The sequence below is a fragment of the Microbacterium sp. Y-01 genome (assembly GCF_003856715.1).
GTDB classification, from domain to species: Bacteria; Actinomycetota; Actinomycetes; order Actinomycetales; family Microbacteriaceae; genus Microbacterium; species Microbacterium algeriense.
The window spans coordinates 559,577-576,981 of record NZ_CP024170.1 but is presented as its reverse complement, the minus strand read 5'-3'; the positions used below and the strand labels follow the sequence as shown (position 1 = coordinate 576,981).

Sequence of the window (17,405 nt, the reverse complement as noted above, 5' to 3'; positions counted from 1 at the left end):
GCTCCCGGGACCGGCGGTCGGGGTCCGGGTCAGCCGCGCTCGGGGGTGTGCACTCGCGCGAGGAAGCGCTCGGTCCGGGGGGACGGGCCCCGCGGATCGACGAGCGACACGACCACCGTGATGCCGGCGGCGAGCGGTATCGTCCACGCGGCAGGCTGCGCGAGATAGGGCGCGGCCGCTCCCACTCCCCCGACCGCCGCGTGCACGAGCAGCGCGAGCCCGGTCGCGACACCGCCGGAGACCATCCCGGCCACCGCTCCCCGCGCCGTCAGACCCCGCCACCACACGCCCAGCAGCACCACGGGCGACAGCGTCGATGCGGCGAACACGAACACCACGCCGACACTCGAGCCGAGGCCCGCCGGGGCCGTGAGCAGCGCCACGGCGAGAGGGACGAGCGCGCACAGCACGGCCGACACCCGGAAGGAGCGCACCGACCCGGAGAACACGTCCTGGCTGATGACGCCGGCGAGGGAGACCACGAGTCCGGCCGAGGTCGCCAGGAAGGCCGCGAACGCGCCCGCCACGATGAGCGCGGTCAGCAGCTCGCCGAGCACCCCCGGGAAGACGCGCGACGGCAGCAGCAGGACCACCGTGTCGGCCACGCCGGGCGCCGCGAGGTCGGGGGCCGCGATGCGCGCCAGGAGCCCCATGGTGCTCGACACGGCATAGAACGCACTGACCATGCCGATGACGATGACGGTGGTCCGTCGCGCCGACACCCCGGTCGGGCTCGTGTAGAAGCGCACCAGCACGTGCGGCAGACCCATCGTCCCCAGGAGCAGGGCGAGCAGGAGCGACGCCGTCTCGTAGGCGTCGAACCCCGACGGTCCGGCCTCGACCGGGAACACCAGCTCGGGATCGAAATCGTGGGGCCCGCCGCTGAGCGCGAACGCGATGAACACCACGGGCACGAGCAGAGCCGTGAGCTTGAGCCAGTACTGGAACGCCTGCACGTACGTGATGGCGCGCATGCCACCGGCGGCGACCGCGGCCTCGACGAGGACCGCCACGGTCACGGCCCCGACCCACTCCGGCAGACCGGCCACGACGAGCAGAGTGATCCCTGCGCCGTGCAGCTGCGGCACGATGTACAGCCAGCCGATGACGAGCACCGCGATGCTGGTCACCCTCCGAGCCGTGACCGACTCCAGCCGGGCCTCCATGAAATCGGGGATCGTGTAGGCCCCGCTGCGACGCAGCGGGGCGGCGACGAAGGCGAGCACCAGGAGGTATCCGGCGGCGTACCCGATCGGGAACCAGAAGCCGCGGGCGCCGTCCAGCAGCACGAGCCCGGACAGCCCGAGGAAGGTTCCGGCCGAGAGGTACTCTCCGCTGATCGCCGAGGCGTTCCACACCGGGCGCACCGTGCGGGAGGCGACGAAGAAGTCTCCGGTCGTCCGGGAGATGCGCAGACCGTAGACGCCGATGAGCAGTGTCGCGACGATGACGAGGGCGACCCCGATGAGGTCGAGGACCACGTTCATTCGCGGTCCCGGAGCGCGCGGTAGCGACGCTCGTTGCGGGCGGCTGTGCGGACGTACAGCACCCCGAAGACGAGGATGATCGGGTAGAACGCATAGGCCTGGAGCAACCACGACAGCGGCAGTCCCCACACCAGCACCTCGCCGATCTGCGGGATGAGGGCGATCGCGAGAGTCAGGGCGATCACCACGACCACGAATCCGGCGACGGTGCCGAGCGCCAGCCGGAGTTGGCTGCGCATCAGGGCCCTGGCATAGACGGCGTCTGCCTCATCCACCGGTGCGCCCGGGAGCGCGATGCCGCGGGTGAAGGGGGCCGACCGGCGATCGGGGAGGTCGGCGGTCACGCGGACGCGCTTCGGCTTCTCCGTCATCCCGCACTCTCCCCGCGCAGGAGCGCCTCTCGCACCGCGGGTACGAGCCGCCGACTGACCGGCAGCGACACGGTGTCGATCGTGACCGCGGGCTCCGCACCGGAGAGCCGGGCAGCGGTCACGGCAGCCGTGCGCACCAGCGACGATCGGTGGATGCGCAGGAACCCGACCTCGGCCCACCGCGCCTCCAGCTCGGAGATCGGGATGCGCACCAGGTGCCCGGCGCCCTCGCCCGTGTGCAACCGCGAGTAGTCCCCCTGCGCCTGCACCCAGCGGACGTCGCTCCGGCGCACGAAGCGCACCACCGAGCCGACCGTCACCGGCAGCATCTCGTCGTCACCGGGGATCGCGGCGTCGGCGAGCTCGATCGCCCTGTCGACCGCCTGACGCAGACGCTGCACCCGCACGGGCTTGAGCAGATAGTCCGCCGCGCGGAGCTCGAACGCCTCCACGGCCTTGGCGTCGTCCGCGGTGACGAACACCACGGCGGGCGGCTCCGCCAGAGTGAGCAGCGCTCGGGCGAGCTCGGTGCCGGTGAGTCCCGGCATGTGGATGTCGAGGAACGCGATCCGCACGGCGCGCTCGGACAGCAGCCGCAGCGCCTCCGCGCCGGAGGACGCGGTGAGGATCTCGCCGATGCGCGCATCCGTACGCAGCAGGTGCACGAGCTCGTCCAGCGCCGGCTGCTCGTCGTCCGCCACGAGCACGTCGATCACGCGATCACCTCGCCCGTCGTCATGCGAGTCCCTCCGCGCCAGGGTCATGCTGCGGCTGCGACTTCGGCACCCGCAGGCGGACCAGTGTGCCCGCGTCGGTGTTCGTCTCGACCACGAGGCCGCCGTCGCCGCCGTAGAGCTGGCGCAGCCGCGTGTCGACGTTGCGGAGCCCGACGTGCAGGCCGTCGTCTCCGGCGGTGAGGGTGACCCGCAGCCCCTCGGGATCCATGCCCACGCCGTCGTCCTCGACGGTGATCTCGGTGTGCGTGCCGTCGTCTCTCGAGGCGATGCGGATCTCGCCTCCCCCCTCGCCCGGCTCGAGGCCGTGACGGACGGCGTTCTCCACGAGAGGCTGGACCGACAGGAACGGGATCACCGTCGCGAGGGTCTCCGGAGCGATCTGCAGCGTCACCCGCAAACGGTCGCCGAATCGCGCCCGCTCGAGTTCGAGGTAGGAGTGGATGCTGCCCAGCTCCTCGGCGAGCGTCGTGAACTCGCCCTGCCTGCGGAAGGAGTATCGCGTGAAGTCCGCGAACTCGAGGACGAGCTCCCTCGCGCGGGCGGGGTCGGTGAGCACGAACGAGGCGATCGCCGTGAGGGCGTTGTAGATGAAGGGCGGCGAGATCTGTGCGCGCAACGACCGCAGCTCTGCCTCGGCCAGCTGGGTGCGCGACGCATCGAGCCCACCGAGCTCGACCTGAGCGGCGCACCAGTCCGCCACCTCCTCGGCCGCGCGGACGAGCGCCGCCCGCACGGGGGCGGCGAAGGCGACGACCACACCGGCCACGGTTCCGTCGACGAGGATCGGAGCCCCGACCGCCTCCAGGTCGTCTTCTCGTCCCGACGCGGGGAACACCTGTCGGCGACGGGAGGCCCTGACCTGCGACGAGATGCGGACCGCGGCCGACTCCAGCCCGTCGGACGGACCGTCGAACGACACCGTGTCATCCGCCGCCACGATCGCCACGGCGGCGCTTCCCAACAGCACCCGCAGGTGCCGGGCGGCCTTGACGACATCGGGCGAGGAGAGCCCCGCGCGCAGATGCGGGGCGGCGAGACTGGCCTGGTGGAGCGCCGTGAGTGCGGCGCGTTCGGCCTCGCTGCCCAGGTCGGCGGCACCACGCGCGAGTCGACGAGCCAGCAGCAGGAGCACGGAGAGGACGACACCGCCGAGCACGCCGAGGATCGCAGCGAGAACGACGTCGGTCATGACCTCAGCCTAGGCATCGCGTCCCGCCGCTTCGACAGGCTCAGCGACCCACCACCCGAGACCCGCCGCTTCGACAGGCTCAGCGACCCACCACCGCGACCCGCCGCTTCGACAGACTCAGCGACCCACCTTGGGTCCCTGAGCCTGTCGAAGGGCCCTGAGCCTGTCGAAGGGTCAGCAGCAGCGGGCACCGGGGTTGCGGTCCTGGTCGTCCATCCGCTCGCGCCAGAACCGCCGCTCCGTCATCGGCTCTTCGTCGGGGTGATGACGCCGATGATGGGCGACGTACGTGGAGTACGCGGTGTCGCCCATCAGGGTCGTCATGTACCAGCGGATGCCGCGGCCGACTCGGCCGAGAGCGCTCAGCAGCGCCCGCAGCGGGGTGGCGGCGGCATCCGTCCGATCCATCGTGTGGGTCATCTCAGTGCCGCGACGCCGCGCGTTCGTCGGCCAGGATGGGCTCCCACTGCTTCTCCAGCTCCCGCTCCTCGGCGCTGGGCAGGAAGCCTGCTGGTGCGAAGCGGCGCGAGGGCACGGGCGGTTCCTCGGTGTTCTCGCCGCCGCCGTCGCGGATCGCCCGGATCGTGACGATCACCGCCGCGACCATGACGATGATCGCGAGGGTCACGAAGATGATCGACAGCGTCCCCTGCACCGCGGTGTTGCGGATGACGGCCTGGAGCACCTCGGGCTCGCCGAGCGCGGTGTCGCCCGTGTTGAGGGCCTCGAGGTAGCGGAAGTGGTTCGCCCAGTATCCGATCGCCGGCACCGGCGAGAAGATCTTGTAGAGCGATGCGGTGACCGTCACCACGGCGGTGAACGCGAGCGGCAGCGCGATGATCCACAGCCACTTGACGTAGCTGCGGCCGCGCTTGGCGACGATCGCGAGCACCACGGCGAGCGCGATCGCGGCGAGCAGCTGGTTCGCGATGCCGAACAGCGGGAAGAACGTGTTGATGCCGCCGAGCGGGTCGGTGACGCCGAGGATGAGGATCGCTCCCCAGCCGGCCACCATGATCGCGGTGCAGATCCACACCCCTGGACGCCAGGAGACGTCGCGGAACTTGGGGAACCAGGCGCCGATCGAGTCCTGCAGCATGAAGCGGGCGACACGGGTACCGGCATCCACGGCCGTGAGGATGAACAGCGCCTCGAACATGATGGCGAAGTGGTACCAGAACGCCATGAGCGCCTGACCGCCGAGAGCCTGCTGCATGATGTGCGCGAGGCCGAGAGCCAGGGTGGGGGCGCCACCGGTGCGGGAGACGACCGATTCCTCGCCGACCATGGTCGCCGTGCTCGTGAGCATCTCCGGGGTCAGGTTCACCCCGGTCAGGCCCAGCGAGTTCACGAAGGCCACTGCTCCTTCGACCGTGCCCCCGGTGGCGGCGGATGGCGCGTTCATGGCGAAGTAGATGCCCTGGTCGATCGAGATCGCGGCGACGAGCGCCATGATCGCGACGAAGGACTCCATGAGCATGCCGCCGTAGCCGATGAAGCGCGTCTGGCGCTCCTTCTCGATGAGCTTCGGCGTGGTCCCGGAGGCGATCAGGGCATGGAAGCCCGACAGCGCCCCGCAGGCGATCGTCACGAACAGGAACGGGAAGAGCGGACCGGCGAACACCGGCCCCATGCCGTTCTCGCCGAAGATGCTGACGGCGGGGACGGAGATCTCCGGGCGGACCAGGACGATGGCGCCGGCGAGCATCACGATGACGCCGATCTTCATGAACGTCGAGAGGTAGTCGCGCGGAGCGAGCAGCAGCCAGACCGGGAGCACCGCGGCGACGAAGCCGTAAATGATGATGCCCCAGGCGATCGTCGTGCGGTCGAGGTGGAAGATCGCCTGACCCCACTCGGTGCCGGCGACCCAGCCGCCGCCGATGATCGCGGCCATGAGCAGCACGAAGCCGATGATCGAGACCTCGGTCACCTTGCCAGGACGCAGGTAGCGCAGGTACACGCCCATGAAGAGCGCGATCGGGATGGTCATCGCGACCGAGAACACACCCCACGGGCTCTCGCCGAGGGCGTTGACGACGACGAGCGCGAGGATCGCGACGATGATCAGCATGATGAGCAGCGAGGCGATGATCGCCGCGGTGCCGCCGATCTTGCCGAGCTCCTGGCGGGCCATCTGGCCGATGGTGCGGCCACCGCGGCGCATCGAGAAGAAGAGGACCGTGTAGTCCTGCACGGCACCGGCGAGCACGACACCGACGATGATCCAGATCGTGCCGGGGAGGTAGCCCATCTGCGCCGCGAGCACCGGCCCGACGAGGGGTCCGGCACCGGCGATGGCCGCGAAGTGGTGGCCGTAGAGCACCCGACGGTCGGTGGGGACGTAGTCCTTGCCATCCTGCTTGACCTCGGCCGGCGTGGCCCGGCGGTCATCGGGTCGGGTGATGTACTTCTCGATCACCTTCGAGTAGAACCGGTACCCGATCAGGTAGGTGCAGACGGCGGCGAACACGAACCAGATCGCGTTGACGGTCTCGCCGCGGACGATGGCGAGCATGGTCCACGCGACGGCACCCAGCAGGGCGATGGCGGCCCACAGGATGATCTTGGGCAGGGTCCAGCGGTTCGACTTCTCGTGGTGCTCTTCGCTGAGGGCGACGGGCGGGAGGGTCGGGTCGGTGACGATGATCGGGTCGTCGTCGACCAGTCCGGCGCCGTCGCGGCGGCGCGACGAAGGTGCGGTCATGGGGATCTCCTCGGGATACGCGACATTGCGTTCCCCCACGCTAGGAAGATCCCACTCTCGACATGACCGCTCGCCGCGGTTGCTGCGACGAGCGGCGCGGATGGCGCGATGAACGGATGCCGGGCTGTCCGTTCGCCCGCCGCATCAGGCCTTCCCGCCGCATCAGGCGGCTGCCTCACGAATCGGCCTGTTTCCGCGAGATCGCCTGTTTCCGAGCACCACGCAGACGACGCCCCGCGGAAGGGAGGCCGCGGGGCGTCGTGTGTGTGGAGGATCTACTCCGGCTTCGCCGTCTCCGGCGCACTCGTCGGAGGCGCGTCCGTCGGTGATGCCTCGGGTGCCGGGGTCTGCGGAGCCGGAGTCTCCGGTGCCGGGGTCTCCGGCGCCTCGGTCTCCGGCGCCGCGGGGGCGGCGGGGGTGTCGACCGTGAGGACGGTGCGGACGTCGGAGTCGCCGTACTGCACGAGCCCGAGGTAACGGGCGCCGGCGGTCAGCCCGGTCCAGCTGAGCTCGTACGAGGTCTGCTGTCCGCGCACAGCGGCGATCGGGTTCGGCGTGGCGGTGAGGTCACCCTCGCCGTCGGGAAGCACGTTGGCGTAGGTCATGTCCCACGTCGTCGGACCCGTCGTCGAGTAGATGTTCGCCACCACGAGGTACGTCCCCGGGGTCGGTGCCGGGATGGTGACCTGCTCGTCCGCCGAGCCGGTCGCCGAACGCCAGCGCTGGTAGTACTGCAGGTCGTCCGGGCTCACCACCCGATACACGGTGAGGTCGAGGTCGCTGCCCTTGTCGTCGGACGAGTCGAGATCGAACCGGGAGAGCGTCGTCCCCTCCGGCACGTCCACGATCCAGGCCACGTCCTTGTTCGCGTCGCCCGAGTTCTCGTCGCCGGAGTGCCCCTCGACCGGGTTGTCCGGATCGGTGAGCAGCTGGAACGGCGTCAGGCCCGAGAGTCCGAGCGCGAGGTCGCCGGTGAGGCCGGGAGTGATGTCGACCTCGGTGCTGCCGTCGACGCCGCTGCCGCTGACCTCCGCCGGAGCGTCGGCCGTGACCGGGAACAGCGCGATCGGCGAACGGACCGAGTTCTTCGCACTCGTCCACGTGAGCGTGCCGGTGGCCCACTGCTCCACCGGGGCGCTGACGTTGTCGAACGTGACCGTGAAGGTCTTCGTCTGACCGGCGCGGTCGAACTTCAGCTGCTGCGGCGTGACCTTGACGTTCACGCCGGGGACCGAGGCCTTCGCCGTGAACGTCCCCTTCTCGGTCGAGGTGACCGTGCGGGTGACGGTCTGCGCGCTGGTCAGGGAGCCGATCGAGATCGACGCCTGGTTCAGGTCGCTGCCGTCGATCGGGTCGATGCCGGGGAAGTCGGACAGACCCTTCCCGTCCAGGAACGCGGCCCAGTCCTTCACGCCGTTGAGGTACAGCAGACCGGGGTTCAGGTACCGCTTCGGGTCGACCTGCCCCGCACCCTGCTCGAACGGATCCGTGTTCTTCGAGCCGTCCGCGAGCACGGTGTCATAGGCGGTCGTCATCAGCGCCGACTTGATCTCGGCCGGCGTCGCCTTCGGGTGCTCCCCGAGGTACAGCGCGCCCAGACCCGCCACATGGGGCGAGGCCATCGACGTGCCGGACAGGATGCCGAAGGTCGGCTCCTCACCCGGAGCGTTCTCGGTCGCCGCGAGGATCGCGACGCCGGGAGCCGCGACATCCGGCTTCATCACATCGCTGCCGTCGGCCAGCATCGGTCCGCGGCTCGAGAACCCGGCGATCTGCGGCGTCGGGGTGGTCACACCCGTGGTGTTCTCGCCGACGAGGGTGATGGGGCGATCGACACCGCCCTGCACGTACGCGAGCACGGCCGCGCGGTGCACGGCGTTCAGGTGCACGGTGGGCACGGCGTGGAAGTCGTTGTCGAGCGAATCGGCACCGCCGGGCACGTTCACGAGGACCATGCCGATGCCCCCGGCATCCTTCACGACCTGCGACTTCTCGGCGCGGGCGTTGCCACCGCGATCGCAGACCACGATGTGGCCGGAGACCTTGGCGGGGTCGAGGGCGCCAGGCAGGCAGAGCTGCGCATCCGTGACGGCTGCCCCCGCGGCTGCGGCGTCCCCGGCGTAGATCGACGGGCCGGTGACGCTCTCGCCGAACGGCACGCTCACCGAGGCGCCGGCCTGCTCGAACCCGTCGAACTGCACGGTGCCCTCCCAGGTCGGGATGGTCGATGCGGCGACCGTCGTGTACCAGGGCGAGGCGTGGTCTGCGGTGACCGGATCGGGACCGTCGTTGCCCGCGCTGGTCGCGACGAACACGCCGGCGGCCGCGGCGTTGAAGAACGCGATGTCCTCCGGTGCCAGGACGGTGCTCGCCGCCCCGCCGCCGATCGAGTAGTTGATGACGTCGACGCCGTCGGCGACCGCCTGGTCGATCGCGGAGACGAGGTCGCTCAGTGCGCAGATGTCGTCGTCGGTGACGGTGACGTCGGGGCCCACGTAGCAGGCCTTGTACGCGGCGATCTTGGCGCCGGGTGCGACGCCGGAGATCGTGCCGAAGTCGACGCCCTCGACCTCGGCCTTCACCTTGAAGTTGCCGGCGGCCGTGCTCGCGGTGTGCGAGCCGTGTCCGTCGCCGTCACGCGGAGACAGGTAGTCGTACTGGAAGTCGAAGCCCGCGGCCTCCGCTCCGGCGAAGAAGTACTGTCCGCCGATGAGCTTCGAGGAGTAGTCGCTGTGATCCCAGTCCTGGCCCTCGACCATCGCGGCCTGGAACTGACCGCCGTCCGACTTGTCGAAGTACACGTAGGTGCCGTCGGTGTAGGGCTGGTTTCCCTTGTGGCGGCTCTGCTGCTTCTTCTGCTTCTTGATCTTCTTGCCCTCGAACGAGGGGTGCTCCGGCGCGATGCCGGTGTCGATCACTCCCACGACGACGCCTTCGCCGGCCTTCTCCACGCCGCCGGTCTGCTGCCAGACGCCGCCCTTGCCCTTGCGGTCGTCTCCGAGTCCGAGGAAGTCGGTCGAGGTCTGCGCGTCGGGGTGGCGGATCTCATCGGGGTAGACGCCGAACACGTCCTTCGAGGCTCGGAGCGCATCCACCTGCTCCCCCGTGAGGTCGGCGCTGAACCCGTTGAGCACGACCTGGTACGTCGTGTCGGGAGTGACGCCGATGTCGCTGACGAGGTCGGTCTGCTCGTTCTCGAGGTGCTTGAGGTACCGCTGCGAGTCCTGCGACTGCGTCTCGAGCTGCTCGCCCTCGGCCGGCTTGGTGGCCTTGAGCCCCTTGACGTCTCCCTCGTAGCTGGCGAGAGGATCCGACTTCATCACGACGATGTAATGACCGGGGGTGCCCGCGACGGGGACAGGGTGCGTCACCTCCTCCGTCGCGTAGCCCGCAGTTGCCGTCGATGCGATGAACAGCGTGGCCAGGGTGGTGGCTGCCGCCATCCGGAGGGGTGTTCGACCCATGTGGTGCTCCCGATGATCACTGTGCAGCCCTCTTGCCGCACAGCGGCCAACATATGCCCGGCTCCGCCGATCGACGCGAGATCTGGCCGATCGGTCACCTCGGCCTCGCCGATTGGCCAGGGTTATGCACGGCCGGGCACCCGATTGGTCGACACTAAACTGGATCGGTGGCCCGTACCCCCGTCCTGTCGACCAGAGTGCTGCTCGTCTGCGCGGCCCTCGGCGTCGCCACGGGCATCCTCGGCGGCATCGCCGGATGGGTCACGCCGGTCCTGCTCGCGAGCCCTCTGCTGTTCCTCTACGGCCTGGTCCTCGGCTCTCACGTGCTGCCGGGCATCATCGCGCAGGAGGTGCTGCGTCTTCCGCTGGTCGCCCTGATCACGCACGTGTTCGCGGCCCTGATCGCGAGCGCCTTCAACCCCGCCTGGGCGCTGCGCTTCATCGGCACGGCTCTCCTGTTCGGACTGATCCAGGAGGGCGTCGCGGCACTCACCCGCTATCGCTCCTGGGGACCCTGGCGCTTCTTCGTCTCGGCCGCGATCATCGGCGTCATCGTCGCGGTCGTCGTGTTCTTCGCCGCGCACCTGTCCGTCATGCCGGTGTGGGCGCAGATCCTCTACCTCGCGATCTCGGTCCTCGGCCCGATCGCGTGGACCGCCGTCGGACTCGCCGTCGGCTCGGCCCTGCGGAAAGCCGGCGTCGCCCACCGCTGAGCGCACGTGGCGGATCAGGTTAGGCTCAGCTAAGTTAGAGGCGAACGATCCGCCGACCCCGGGACTCCGCCGTGCGCCCATCCGCGCCCCTGCTCAGCGTGCGTGAGGTCTCCCTCACCCACGCGGAAGCCGAGCGTCCCTCGCCGCGGGACGTGAGCTTCGACATCCACCCCGGCGAGGTGGTGCTGCTGCTCGGCCCGTCCGGATCGGGAAAATCCACGCTCACCCTCTCCCTCAACGGGCTCATCCCGCACGCGCTGCCGGCGACCATGACCGGAAGCGTCCGCGCGGGCGGCATCGACACGGCGACCGCGCAGACGGCCACGCTGAGCACCCACGTCGCCATGGTCTTCCAGGACCCGGACGCGCAGATCGTGACCGGAACCGTCTACGACGAAGTGGCGTTCGGCCCGGAGAATCTGCTCCTCCCGCTCGAGGTCGTCCGGACCAGGACAGAAGAGGCCCTGCGCCGAGTGGGCCTGTGGGAGCGCCGTCGGGAGAACCCCGACCACCTCTCCGGGGGAGGACGGCAGCGACTCGCGATCGCGTGCGCCCTCGCGATGGGGTCGCCACTGATCGTGCTCGACGAGCCGACGGCCAACCTCGACCCGCAGGGCATCGACGACGTGTACGCGGCGCTGACCGAGGTCGTCGCCGCCGGCGACCGGGCGATCCTGCTCGTCGAGCACAACCTCGACGCGGCGATGGGCTTCGTGACGCGCACGATCGTCCTCGACCGCGAGGGGCGCGTCGTGTTCGACGGACCTGCTGCGGAGGTCATCCGCGACCACGCCGACGAACTGGTCGCCATGGGGGTCTGGCTGCCGGGCGCGACCCTCGCCGCGCTCCGGCTGCGCGCCCAGGGACACCGGATCGACCCGCTGCCGCTGTCACCGGAGGAACTCGCCGCGGCGCTCCCCTCGCGTCCGGCGTCGGATGCTTCGGATCGGGCGCACCGAGACGAAGAGCCCGACGCGGCCGAGACGCGAGCCGAAGAGCCCCTGATCCGGGCGCGTGGGCTGACCGTGAAGCGTCGGCGCACGGAGATCCTGCACGACATCGACCTCGACCTGGCAGCCGGCACGCTGACGGCGATCGTCGGCGCCAACGGCGCGGGCAAGACCACCCTCATCCAGGCGCTGGCCGGTGTCGTCCCTCCGCCGCGAGGGCAGGTCCGCATCGACGGCATGGATCCGGGCTCGGCGTCTCCGCGCGATCTGGCCGAGCACATCGGCTTCGTGTTCCAGAACCCCGAGCACCAGTTCATCGCGCACACCGTGTTCGACGAGCTGGCGCACGGGCTGCGCCTGCGACACCTGCCCGACGACGAGATCACGGCCAGGGTCGACGAGATGCTCGCCCGGTTCGGCCTGGAGCACAAAGCCGCCGTCCACCCCTTCCTGCTGTCCGGCGGGGAGAAGCGACGCCTCTCGGTCGGCACGGCCCTGATCACGCGGCCGCGGGTGCTGGCACTGGACGAACCCACCTTCGGACAGGACAGAGCCCGCGCCTCCGAGCTCCTCGATCTGCTCGCCCGTCTGCGCGCCGAGGGGACGACCATCGTCATCGTCACGCATGACCTGCAGCTCGTCGCCGAGCACACCACGCACACGGTGGTGCTGGCCGACGGGCGAGTACGTGCCGCCGGCCGCACGTCCGTGCTCTTCCAGGACGAGAGCCTGTTCACGGGTGCGGGGCTGCGTCTTCCTGCCCTCCAGCGCGTGCTCGCCTCCGCCGACGTCGGGGGCCTGTCGTGACCGCCGACAGTCGCACCGCTGGCGTCGGCTCCGTCGACCCCTACGCCGGGATGGCGGCTTCGTCCCCGAGGCAGTTCCTGTACGCGCTGAACCCGCTCGCGAAAGTGGCGGGGTTCGCGCCGGCGATGATCCTGCTCGTGTTCGTCCGCGATCTCGCGACCCCGGCCGCGTTCCTCGTGCTCGCCTACGCCCTGATCCTGCTCGGCGCCCGGCTGACCGGCCGTGTGCTCGCGCTGCTGCTGCTCGGACTTCCCGCCGGGATGCTCGCCATCGGCGTCGGCTTCTCCCTGTGGGTGGATGCCGCGCGCGTCGCCGACAGCGTGCCCGTGCTGCGGATCGGAGACTGGACGCTGTTCAGCGGAGCCCTGCTGGTCGGCTTCGCCACCGCGCTGCGCCTCGGCTCGATCGTCGCCCTCGCCCTCATCGGCGGGCTCACCACCAGCGGACCCGACCTCGTGCGGGCCAGCGTGCAGCAGCTCCGTGTGCCGTATCGGATCGGCTACACCGCCCTCGCGGCGTTCCGCTTCGTGCCGCGGTTCGGGCACGAGCTCTCCGTCATCAGGGCCGCGCACCGGGTACGCGGCTATCACGGCGGCCGCGGCCCGTTCGCCCGGATCGCTCGCGGCTGGGGCTACATCGTGCCGCTGCTCGCCGGCGCCATCCGCCACGCGGAACGGGTGGCCCTCGCGATGGATTCGCGCGCGTTCGGAGCGCACCCGTCCCGCACCGAGCGCCATCTGGTGCCGTTCCGCGCCCGGGATGTCGTGTTCACGGCGGCGGCCCTGGTCGCTTCCGCCGCCATCTTCCTCGTCTTCTTCCCCTGGCAGCTTCCATGAAAGGCGCCCCATGGCATTCAGCAAGATGGTCAAACCCGCATCGTCCGAGCTCGTGCACCTCACCGTCCTGCGCGCGGAGCGACTTTCGGCGCACTGGCTCCGCGTCACGCTCGGCGGGGGCGAGATCGACCGGTTCCAGCCGATGGGCTTCGACCAGTGGTTCCGCCTGTTCCTGCCGATCGGCGGCGACGCGGGGCTCGAGCGCGTCCCGGCGAAGGCGAACAGGATGTTCGGCTATCTGAAGTTCCTGCGCATCCCCGACGGTGAGCGTCCCGTCATGCGCAACTACACCGTGCGTGCGTATCGTCCGGCGAAGGACGGCGCCGGCGCGGAGATCGACGTGGACTTTGTGCTGCACGGCTCCGCCGCGGACGGCACGGCAGGGCCCGCCTCGCGGTGGGCGGAGACCTGCCGTCCGGGCGAGCACGTGCTCATCATCGACGAGGGCCTCGCGTTCAATCCGCAACGGGGGACGGATCGCGTCGTCCTCGTCGGCGACGAGACCGCGCTTCCGGCGATCTCCGCGATCTGCGCCTCCCTGCCCGAGAACGCGGTCGGCACCGCGATCATCGAGGTCCCGGCCGACGAGGACGCAATGGCGTTCCCGCATCCGTCCGGAATCGAGGTCGTGTGGATCGTCCGCCCCCACGGCACCGCCCCCGGCGCTCTCGCGCTCGAAGCTCTCGGTCGCACCGCACTGCCCGAGGCACCGTTCCACGCCTACGCGGCCGGCGAGCAGGCGCTCGCCTCCGGGGCGCGCAAGCACCTCGTCGGAGAGCGCGGCGTCGACAGGAACGCGGTCAGCTTCTGCGGCTACTGGAAGATCGGCGCCTCCTCCCCCGCGTCGAAGGCGGCTCGCGAGGCCGCAGCGGAGCCCCTGGCATGACCGGCTCGGCGGAGACGGACGGCACCGCGCGACCCGCGTCGCCACGGCCTGCGCGATTCCGGTTCCCCACCGCTACCCCCCCCCGCACAACTTCGGAGATCCAGACCGACACGCCGGGCGGAAGGATGCCGTCACGGTGTGTCGACCACAGATCTCCGAAGTTGTGCAGGAGCAGGCCAGGAGCGTAAGCATGAGAAGAACGGACGGGACGGGGCGGAGACGGGGATGGCGCTCGGGAGGTCCGCCTGTTCAGAGAGCGAGGTGCAGGCGGAGGGTCTCGTCGATCGCGCCCATCAGCTCGGCAGGGACCCAGCCCACCGGCTTCACGATGCGCGCGACCGCCACCGTCCTCACCTGCTCCGCCTGCGCCTTGGAATCGTGATGCAACCCCGTGGTCTCAGCCGGGAGCTTCACCTGGAACGGGTAGACCTTCGTGGCGTGGGACGTGACCGGCACGACGGTGACCGTGGCCCCCGACGACCTCAGGGCCGCAGCGTTCGCCGTGTTGTTGCTCACCACGACGGCCGGGCGGGTCTTGCGCGCCTCGGAGCCCACCGCGGGATCGAAGGCTACGAGGACGATCTGTCCGCGCCGAAGCAGCGGGATCGTCGTGTCAGTCACGCGGACGCCAGCCCGTCGCCGATCGCGGTATCCCATTCGTCGTCGTGGCCCTCGGCGTAGGCCTCGGCATAGGCATCCGCCAGGCGACTCTCTCGGAGGAGACGCACCGCGTCGTGCACTGCCGCCGAGCGGGACGGATAGCGCCCTTCCAGCGCCTCGGCGTCGAGGAAGGCGAGGTCGGCTGCCGTGAGGCTCAGGCTGACTTTCGCGGTAGGCATGCCGACATGCTACCTCCGGTACGACGATGGTGCTACCGGCATCGGCGCCCTCCCGACACCTCCCTCACCCCGCCTCCCAGGGCGGTGTGAGGGAGGGTGGGGTCAGCGCTTGCCGGCGATCTGGCGACCGACGATCTCGCGCATGATCTCGTTCGTGCCGCCGTAGATGCGGTGCACGCGGGCGTCGAGGAAGGCCCGGGCGATGGGGTACTCGGTGATGTAGCCGTAGCCGCCGTGCAGCTGCACCCCGGCGTCGAGCACCTCCCACTCGCGCTCGGTGGCCCAGAACTTGACCTTCGCGGCCTCCTCGGCCGAGAGCTTGCCGTCCTTGTACGCGAGCAGCGCGCGGTCGATGTAGGCCCACAGCGCGTCGACCGTGGTCGCCATGTCGGCGATCGTGAAGCGGCTGTTCTGGAAGTCGATGATCCGCTCGCCGAACGCCTCGCGGTCCTTCGTGTACGCGACGGTCCAGTCGAGGGCGGCCTGCGCGGCAGCGGCACCCGCGACGCCGATCGACAGGCGCTCGAGGGGCAGGTTCATCATGAGCTGGATGAAGCCCATGCCCTCCTTGCCGCCGATCAGGTTCTCCTCAGGGACGAACACGTCGCTGAACGAGAGCTCGGCCGTGTCGTGCCCCTGGAAGCCCATCTTGTGCAGCTTCTTGCCGTGATCGAAGCCCTCCATCCCGTTCTCGATCAGCACCAGGCTGAACGCGTCAGGACGGTTGCCCTCGCCGGTCTTGACGAAGGTCACCACGAGGTCGGCGGTCGCACCGGACGAGATGAACGTCTTCGCGCCGTTGACGACGTAGCCGCCGTCGACCTTCTTCGCGGTGGTCTTGATGCCGCGGAGGTCGGAGCCCGCACCGGGCTCGGTCATGGCGAGCGCGCCGATGACCTCGCCGGTGGCCATGCGCGGCAGCCACTTCTCCTTCTGCTCCTGCGTGCCCATGTGCACCAGATAGGGGACCGCGAGGTCGTCCTGGATGCCGAACGCACCGGCGAGCGACCCGGCACCGGCGGCGATGACCTCTTCGTTCACGACCGCCCGGAAGCGGTAGTCCTGCAGCATCCCGGCGCCGCCGAACTCCTCGGGAACCGATAGGCCGATGATCCCGGCCTCGCCGGCCGCGAGCATCGTGGCGCGGTCGACCTCCCCGTCGGCGTTCCACTTCTCGATCGCCTCGTTGTTCACGTGGCGCTTGACGAAGTCCTTGACCAGGTCCCGGAATGCCTCGTGATCCTCGTCGTAGATGTCGCGTTCCATGCCGTCCTCCTGAACGTCTCGTGCATCGTTGCTCCGGGAATTCTATGCCGCGAACACGGGGCAGCCCCGGAGATTGTGAGAATGCATCTCACGAGTGGTGACACTCGGTACCGTCGTTGTGGAAAGCCGCAACGCGCCCCGGTCGCCGTGCTCAGTGCGCGTAATCGGGAGCGGGAGGCAGCCCGAAGAACTCCTCGAGGGTGTGGAAGCCGCCGTCGTGATAGGCCGCTGCGAGGTCGACCCCGACGTATCGAAGGTGCCACGGCTCCGGCGCATAGCCGGTGACGGGTGTCCCCGCCTGTTCGTACCGGACGATGAACCCGTACTCCCATGCATGCGCCGCCACCCAGTCGCTCTGGGGAGTGCCACCGAATCCGTCCAGACCCCCGCACGCCGAATCGCAGGCGACCACGTCCAGCGCGAGCCCGGTCTGATGCTCGCTGTGCCCCGGACGGGCTGATCCGGCATCCGCAGTCGACTGACCCTGGGCCCGCACGTGCGCATCGTAGGTCGTCACCTGCAGCCCGTATGAGCGGTATCCGTTGTTCGCTCCGATACGTCCGGCACCCGCGGCTGCCGCGTCCTCCGCCATCCGCCCCACTGCACCCGCGACGTCCGCGCGCACGCGACCGGAGAGCGTCGTCATCTGCAGAGGCACCGAATCCAGCGGCGCGGGCTCGTAGTCAGGGGGATCCAGCGGCAGGCTCTTGTTCACGACCACCCAGACGCGTGCGGGGTCGGTGAGCGAGACGCAGGGCGCGTTCCCGGCGACGACCGCCTCGCGGAAGCGGGCACCACCACCGAATCCCGCGATGGTGGCCGCGTCGTCGCCGTGTGCGATGGCGTCCTGCACGCCGGGGTCGGAGCAGGGATCTGCGGCGGTCGTCGCCGCGACGTCGACGGGAGGAACCTGCAGGACAGCGGCCGGCTCCGGCATCGCCCCCGCGTCGGCCGGCTCGAGGGGCGCCGTCACGAGCGACAGCAGCATCCCGATCGCGGTCACGGCCACGCCGATGGGCAGCGCGGGGCCGCGGATCGGAGAGCGCGGAACCGCGTGCTGAGCAAGCGGCGGGGTGGGCATTGCCTCATTCTTTCATTCGAAACTATGTCGCATCATGGCTTGCAGTCTCTTCGATCTTCTGTTCGAATGGAG

Annotated in this window: 15 protein-coding genes; 4 read left to right on the top strand and 11 right to left on the bottom strand. The window is 69.9% G+C overall.

Going from position 1 to position 17,405, the window contains the following annotated elements; translation table 11 throughout:
* Positions 1–29: 29 nt before the first annotated feature.
* The 7 genes from CSX12_RS02690 to CSX12_RS02660 all read right to left on the bottom strand — a co-directional run bounded on the left by CSX12_RS02690 (position 30) and on the right by CSX12_RS02660 (position 9,955).
* Positions 30–1,487, bottom strand: coding sequence for a cation acetate symporter (locus CSX12_RS02690; RefSeq protein ID WP_124894759.1), 1,458 nt, complete (start codon positions 1,485–1,487; stop codon positions 30–32).
* Positions 1,484–1,858 carry a hypothetical protein gene (locus CSX12_RS02685; protein ID WP_017204331.1) on the bottom strand — a complete coding sequence of 125 codons (375 nt, stop codon included), beginning with the start codon at positions 1,856–1,858 and terminating at the stop codon, positions 1,484–1,486. Before CSX12_RS02685 ends, CSX12_RS02690 begins: the two co-directional genes overlap by 4 nt.
* A complete protein-coding gene (locus tag CSX12_RS02680) occupies positions 1,855–2,622 on the bottom strand; it encodes a LytTR family DNA-binding domain-containing protein (RefSeq protein ID WP_124894758.1) in 768 nt (255 codons plus the stop codon). The genes CSX12_RS02685 and CSX12_RS02680 overlap by 4 nt, the downstream gene beginning before the upstream one ends.
* Positions 2,594–3,784, bottom strand: a complete 1,191-nt coding sequence (locus CSX12_RS02675; protein ID WP_124894757.1) for a histidine kinase — start codon at positions 3,782–3,784, stop codon at positions 2,594–2,596. Before CSX12_RS02675 ends, CSX12_RS02680 begins: the two co-directional genes overlap by 29 nt.
* Before the next feature lie 174 nt (positions 3,785–3,958).
* A complete protein-coding gene (locus tag CSX12_RS02670; RefSeq protein WP_017204328.1) occupies positions 3,959–4,204 on the bottom strand; it encodes a YbdD/YjiX family protein in 246 nt (81 codons plus the stop codon).
* Position 4,205: 1 nt separating this feature from the next.
* Positions 4,206–6,491 (bottom strand): carbon starvation CstA family protein, encoded by a 2,286-nt coding sequence (locus CSX12_RS02665; protein ID WP_017204327.1) that lies wholly within the window; start codon positions 6,489–6,491, stop codon positions 4,206–4,208.
* Between the two features lie 275 nt (positions 6,492–6,766).
* Positions 6,767–9,955 carry a S8 family serine peptidase gene (locus CSX12_RS02660; RefSeq protein WP_124894756.1) on the bottom strand — a complete coding sequence of 1,063 codons (3,189 nt, stop codon included), beginning with the start codon at positions 9,953–9,955 and terminating at the stop codon, positions 6,767–6,769.
* Between the two features lie 167 nt (positions 9,956–10,122).
* Between CSX12_RS02660 and CSX12_RS02655 the strand changes: the two genes are divergently transcribed.
* The 4 genes from CSX12_RS02655 (at position 10,123) to CSX12_RS02640 (ending at position 14,147) form a co-directional block, all read left to right on the top strand.
* Entirely contained in the window at positions 10,123–10,668 is a 546-nt protein-coding gene (locus CSX12_RS02655; protein WP_124894755.1) for an ECF transporter S component, read from the top strand.
* 71 nt (positions 10,669–10,739) lie between these two features.
* Positions 10,740–12,425 carry an ABC transporter ATP-binding protein gene (locus tag CSX12_RS02650; protein ID WP_124894754.1) on the top strand — a complete coding sequence of 562 codons (1,686 nt, stop codon included), beginning with the start codon at positions 10,740–10,742 and terminating at the stop codon, positions 12,423–12,425.
* A gap of 50 nt (positions 12,426–12,475) precedes the next feature.
* The gene (locus CSX12_RS02645; RefSeq protein ID WP_124896793.1) at positions 12,476–13,261 is read left to right on the top strand and encodes an energy-coupling factor transporter transmembrane component T; all 786 of its coding nucleotides are present in this window, start codon (positions 12,476–12,478) and stop codon (positions 13,259–13,261) included.
* A 10-nt stretch (positions 13,262–13,271) separates the two neighbouring features.
* Complete coding sequence (locus CSX12_RS02640) at positions 13,272–14,147, top strand: siderophore-interacting protein (protein WP_124894753.1); 876 nt, start codon at positions 13,272–13,274, stop codon at positions 14,145–14,147.
* A gap of 249 nt (positions 14,148–14,396) precedes the next feature.
* On the opposite strand, the gene CSX12_RS02635 is transcribed toward CSX12_RS02640, so the two are convergent.
* The 4 genes from CSX12_RS02635 to CSX12_RS02620 all read right to left on the bottom strand — a co-directional run bounded on the left by CSX12_RS02635 (position 14,397) and on the right by CSX12_RS02620 (position 17,333).
* Positions 14,397–14,768: a type II toxin-antitoxin system PemK/MazF family toxin gene (locus CSX12_RS02635; protein ID WP_124894752.1), complete on the bottom strand. Its 372-nt coding sequence runs from the start codon at positions 14,766–14,768 to the stop codon at positions 14,397–14,399.
* The gene (locus CSX12_RS02630) at positions 14,765–14,986 is read right to left on the bottom strand and encodes a type II toxin-antitoxin system ParD family antitoxin (protein ID WP_124894751.1); all 222 of its coding nucleotides are present in this window, start codon (positions 14,984–14,986) and stop codon (positions 14,765–14,767) included. The genes CSX12_RS02635 and CSX12_RS02630 overlap by 4 nt, the downstream gene beginning before the upstream one ends.
* A 102-nt stretch (positions 14,987–15,088) precedes the next feature.
* A complete protein-coding gene (locus CSX12_RS02625) occupies positions 15,089–16,252 on the bottom strand; it encodes an acyl-CoA dehydrogenase family protein (protein ID WP_017204320.1) in 1,164 nt (387 codons plus the stop codon).
* Positions 16,253–16,403: 151 nt separating this feature from the next.
* Positions 16,404–17,333 (bottom strand): M15 family metallopeptidase, encoded by a 930-nt coding sequence (locus CSX12_RS02620; protein WP_124894750.1) that lies wholly within the window; start codon positions 17,331–17,333, stop codon positions 16,404–16,406.
* Between the last annotated feature and the right edge of the window lie 72 nt (positions 17,334–17,405).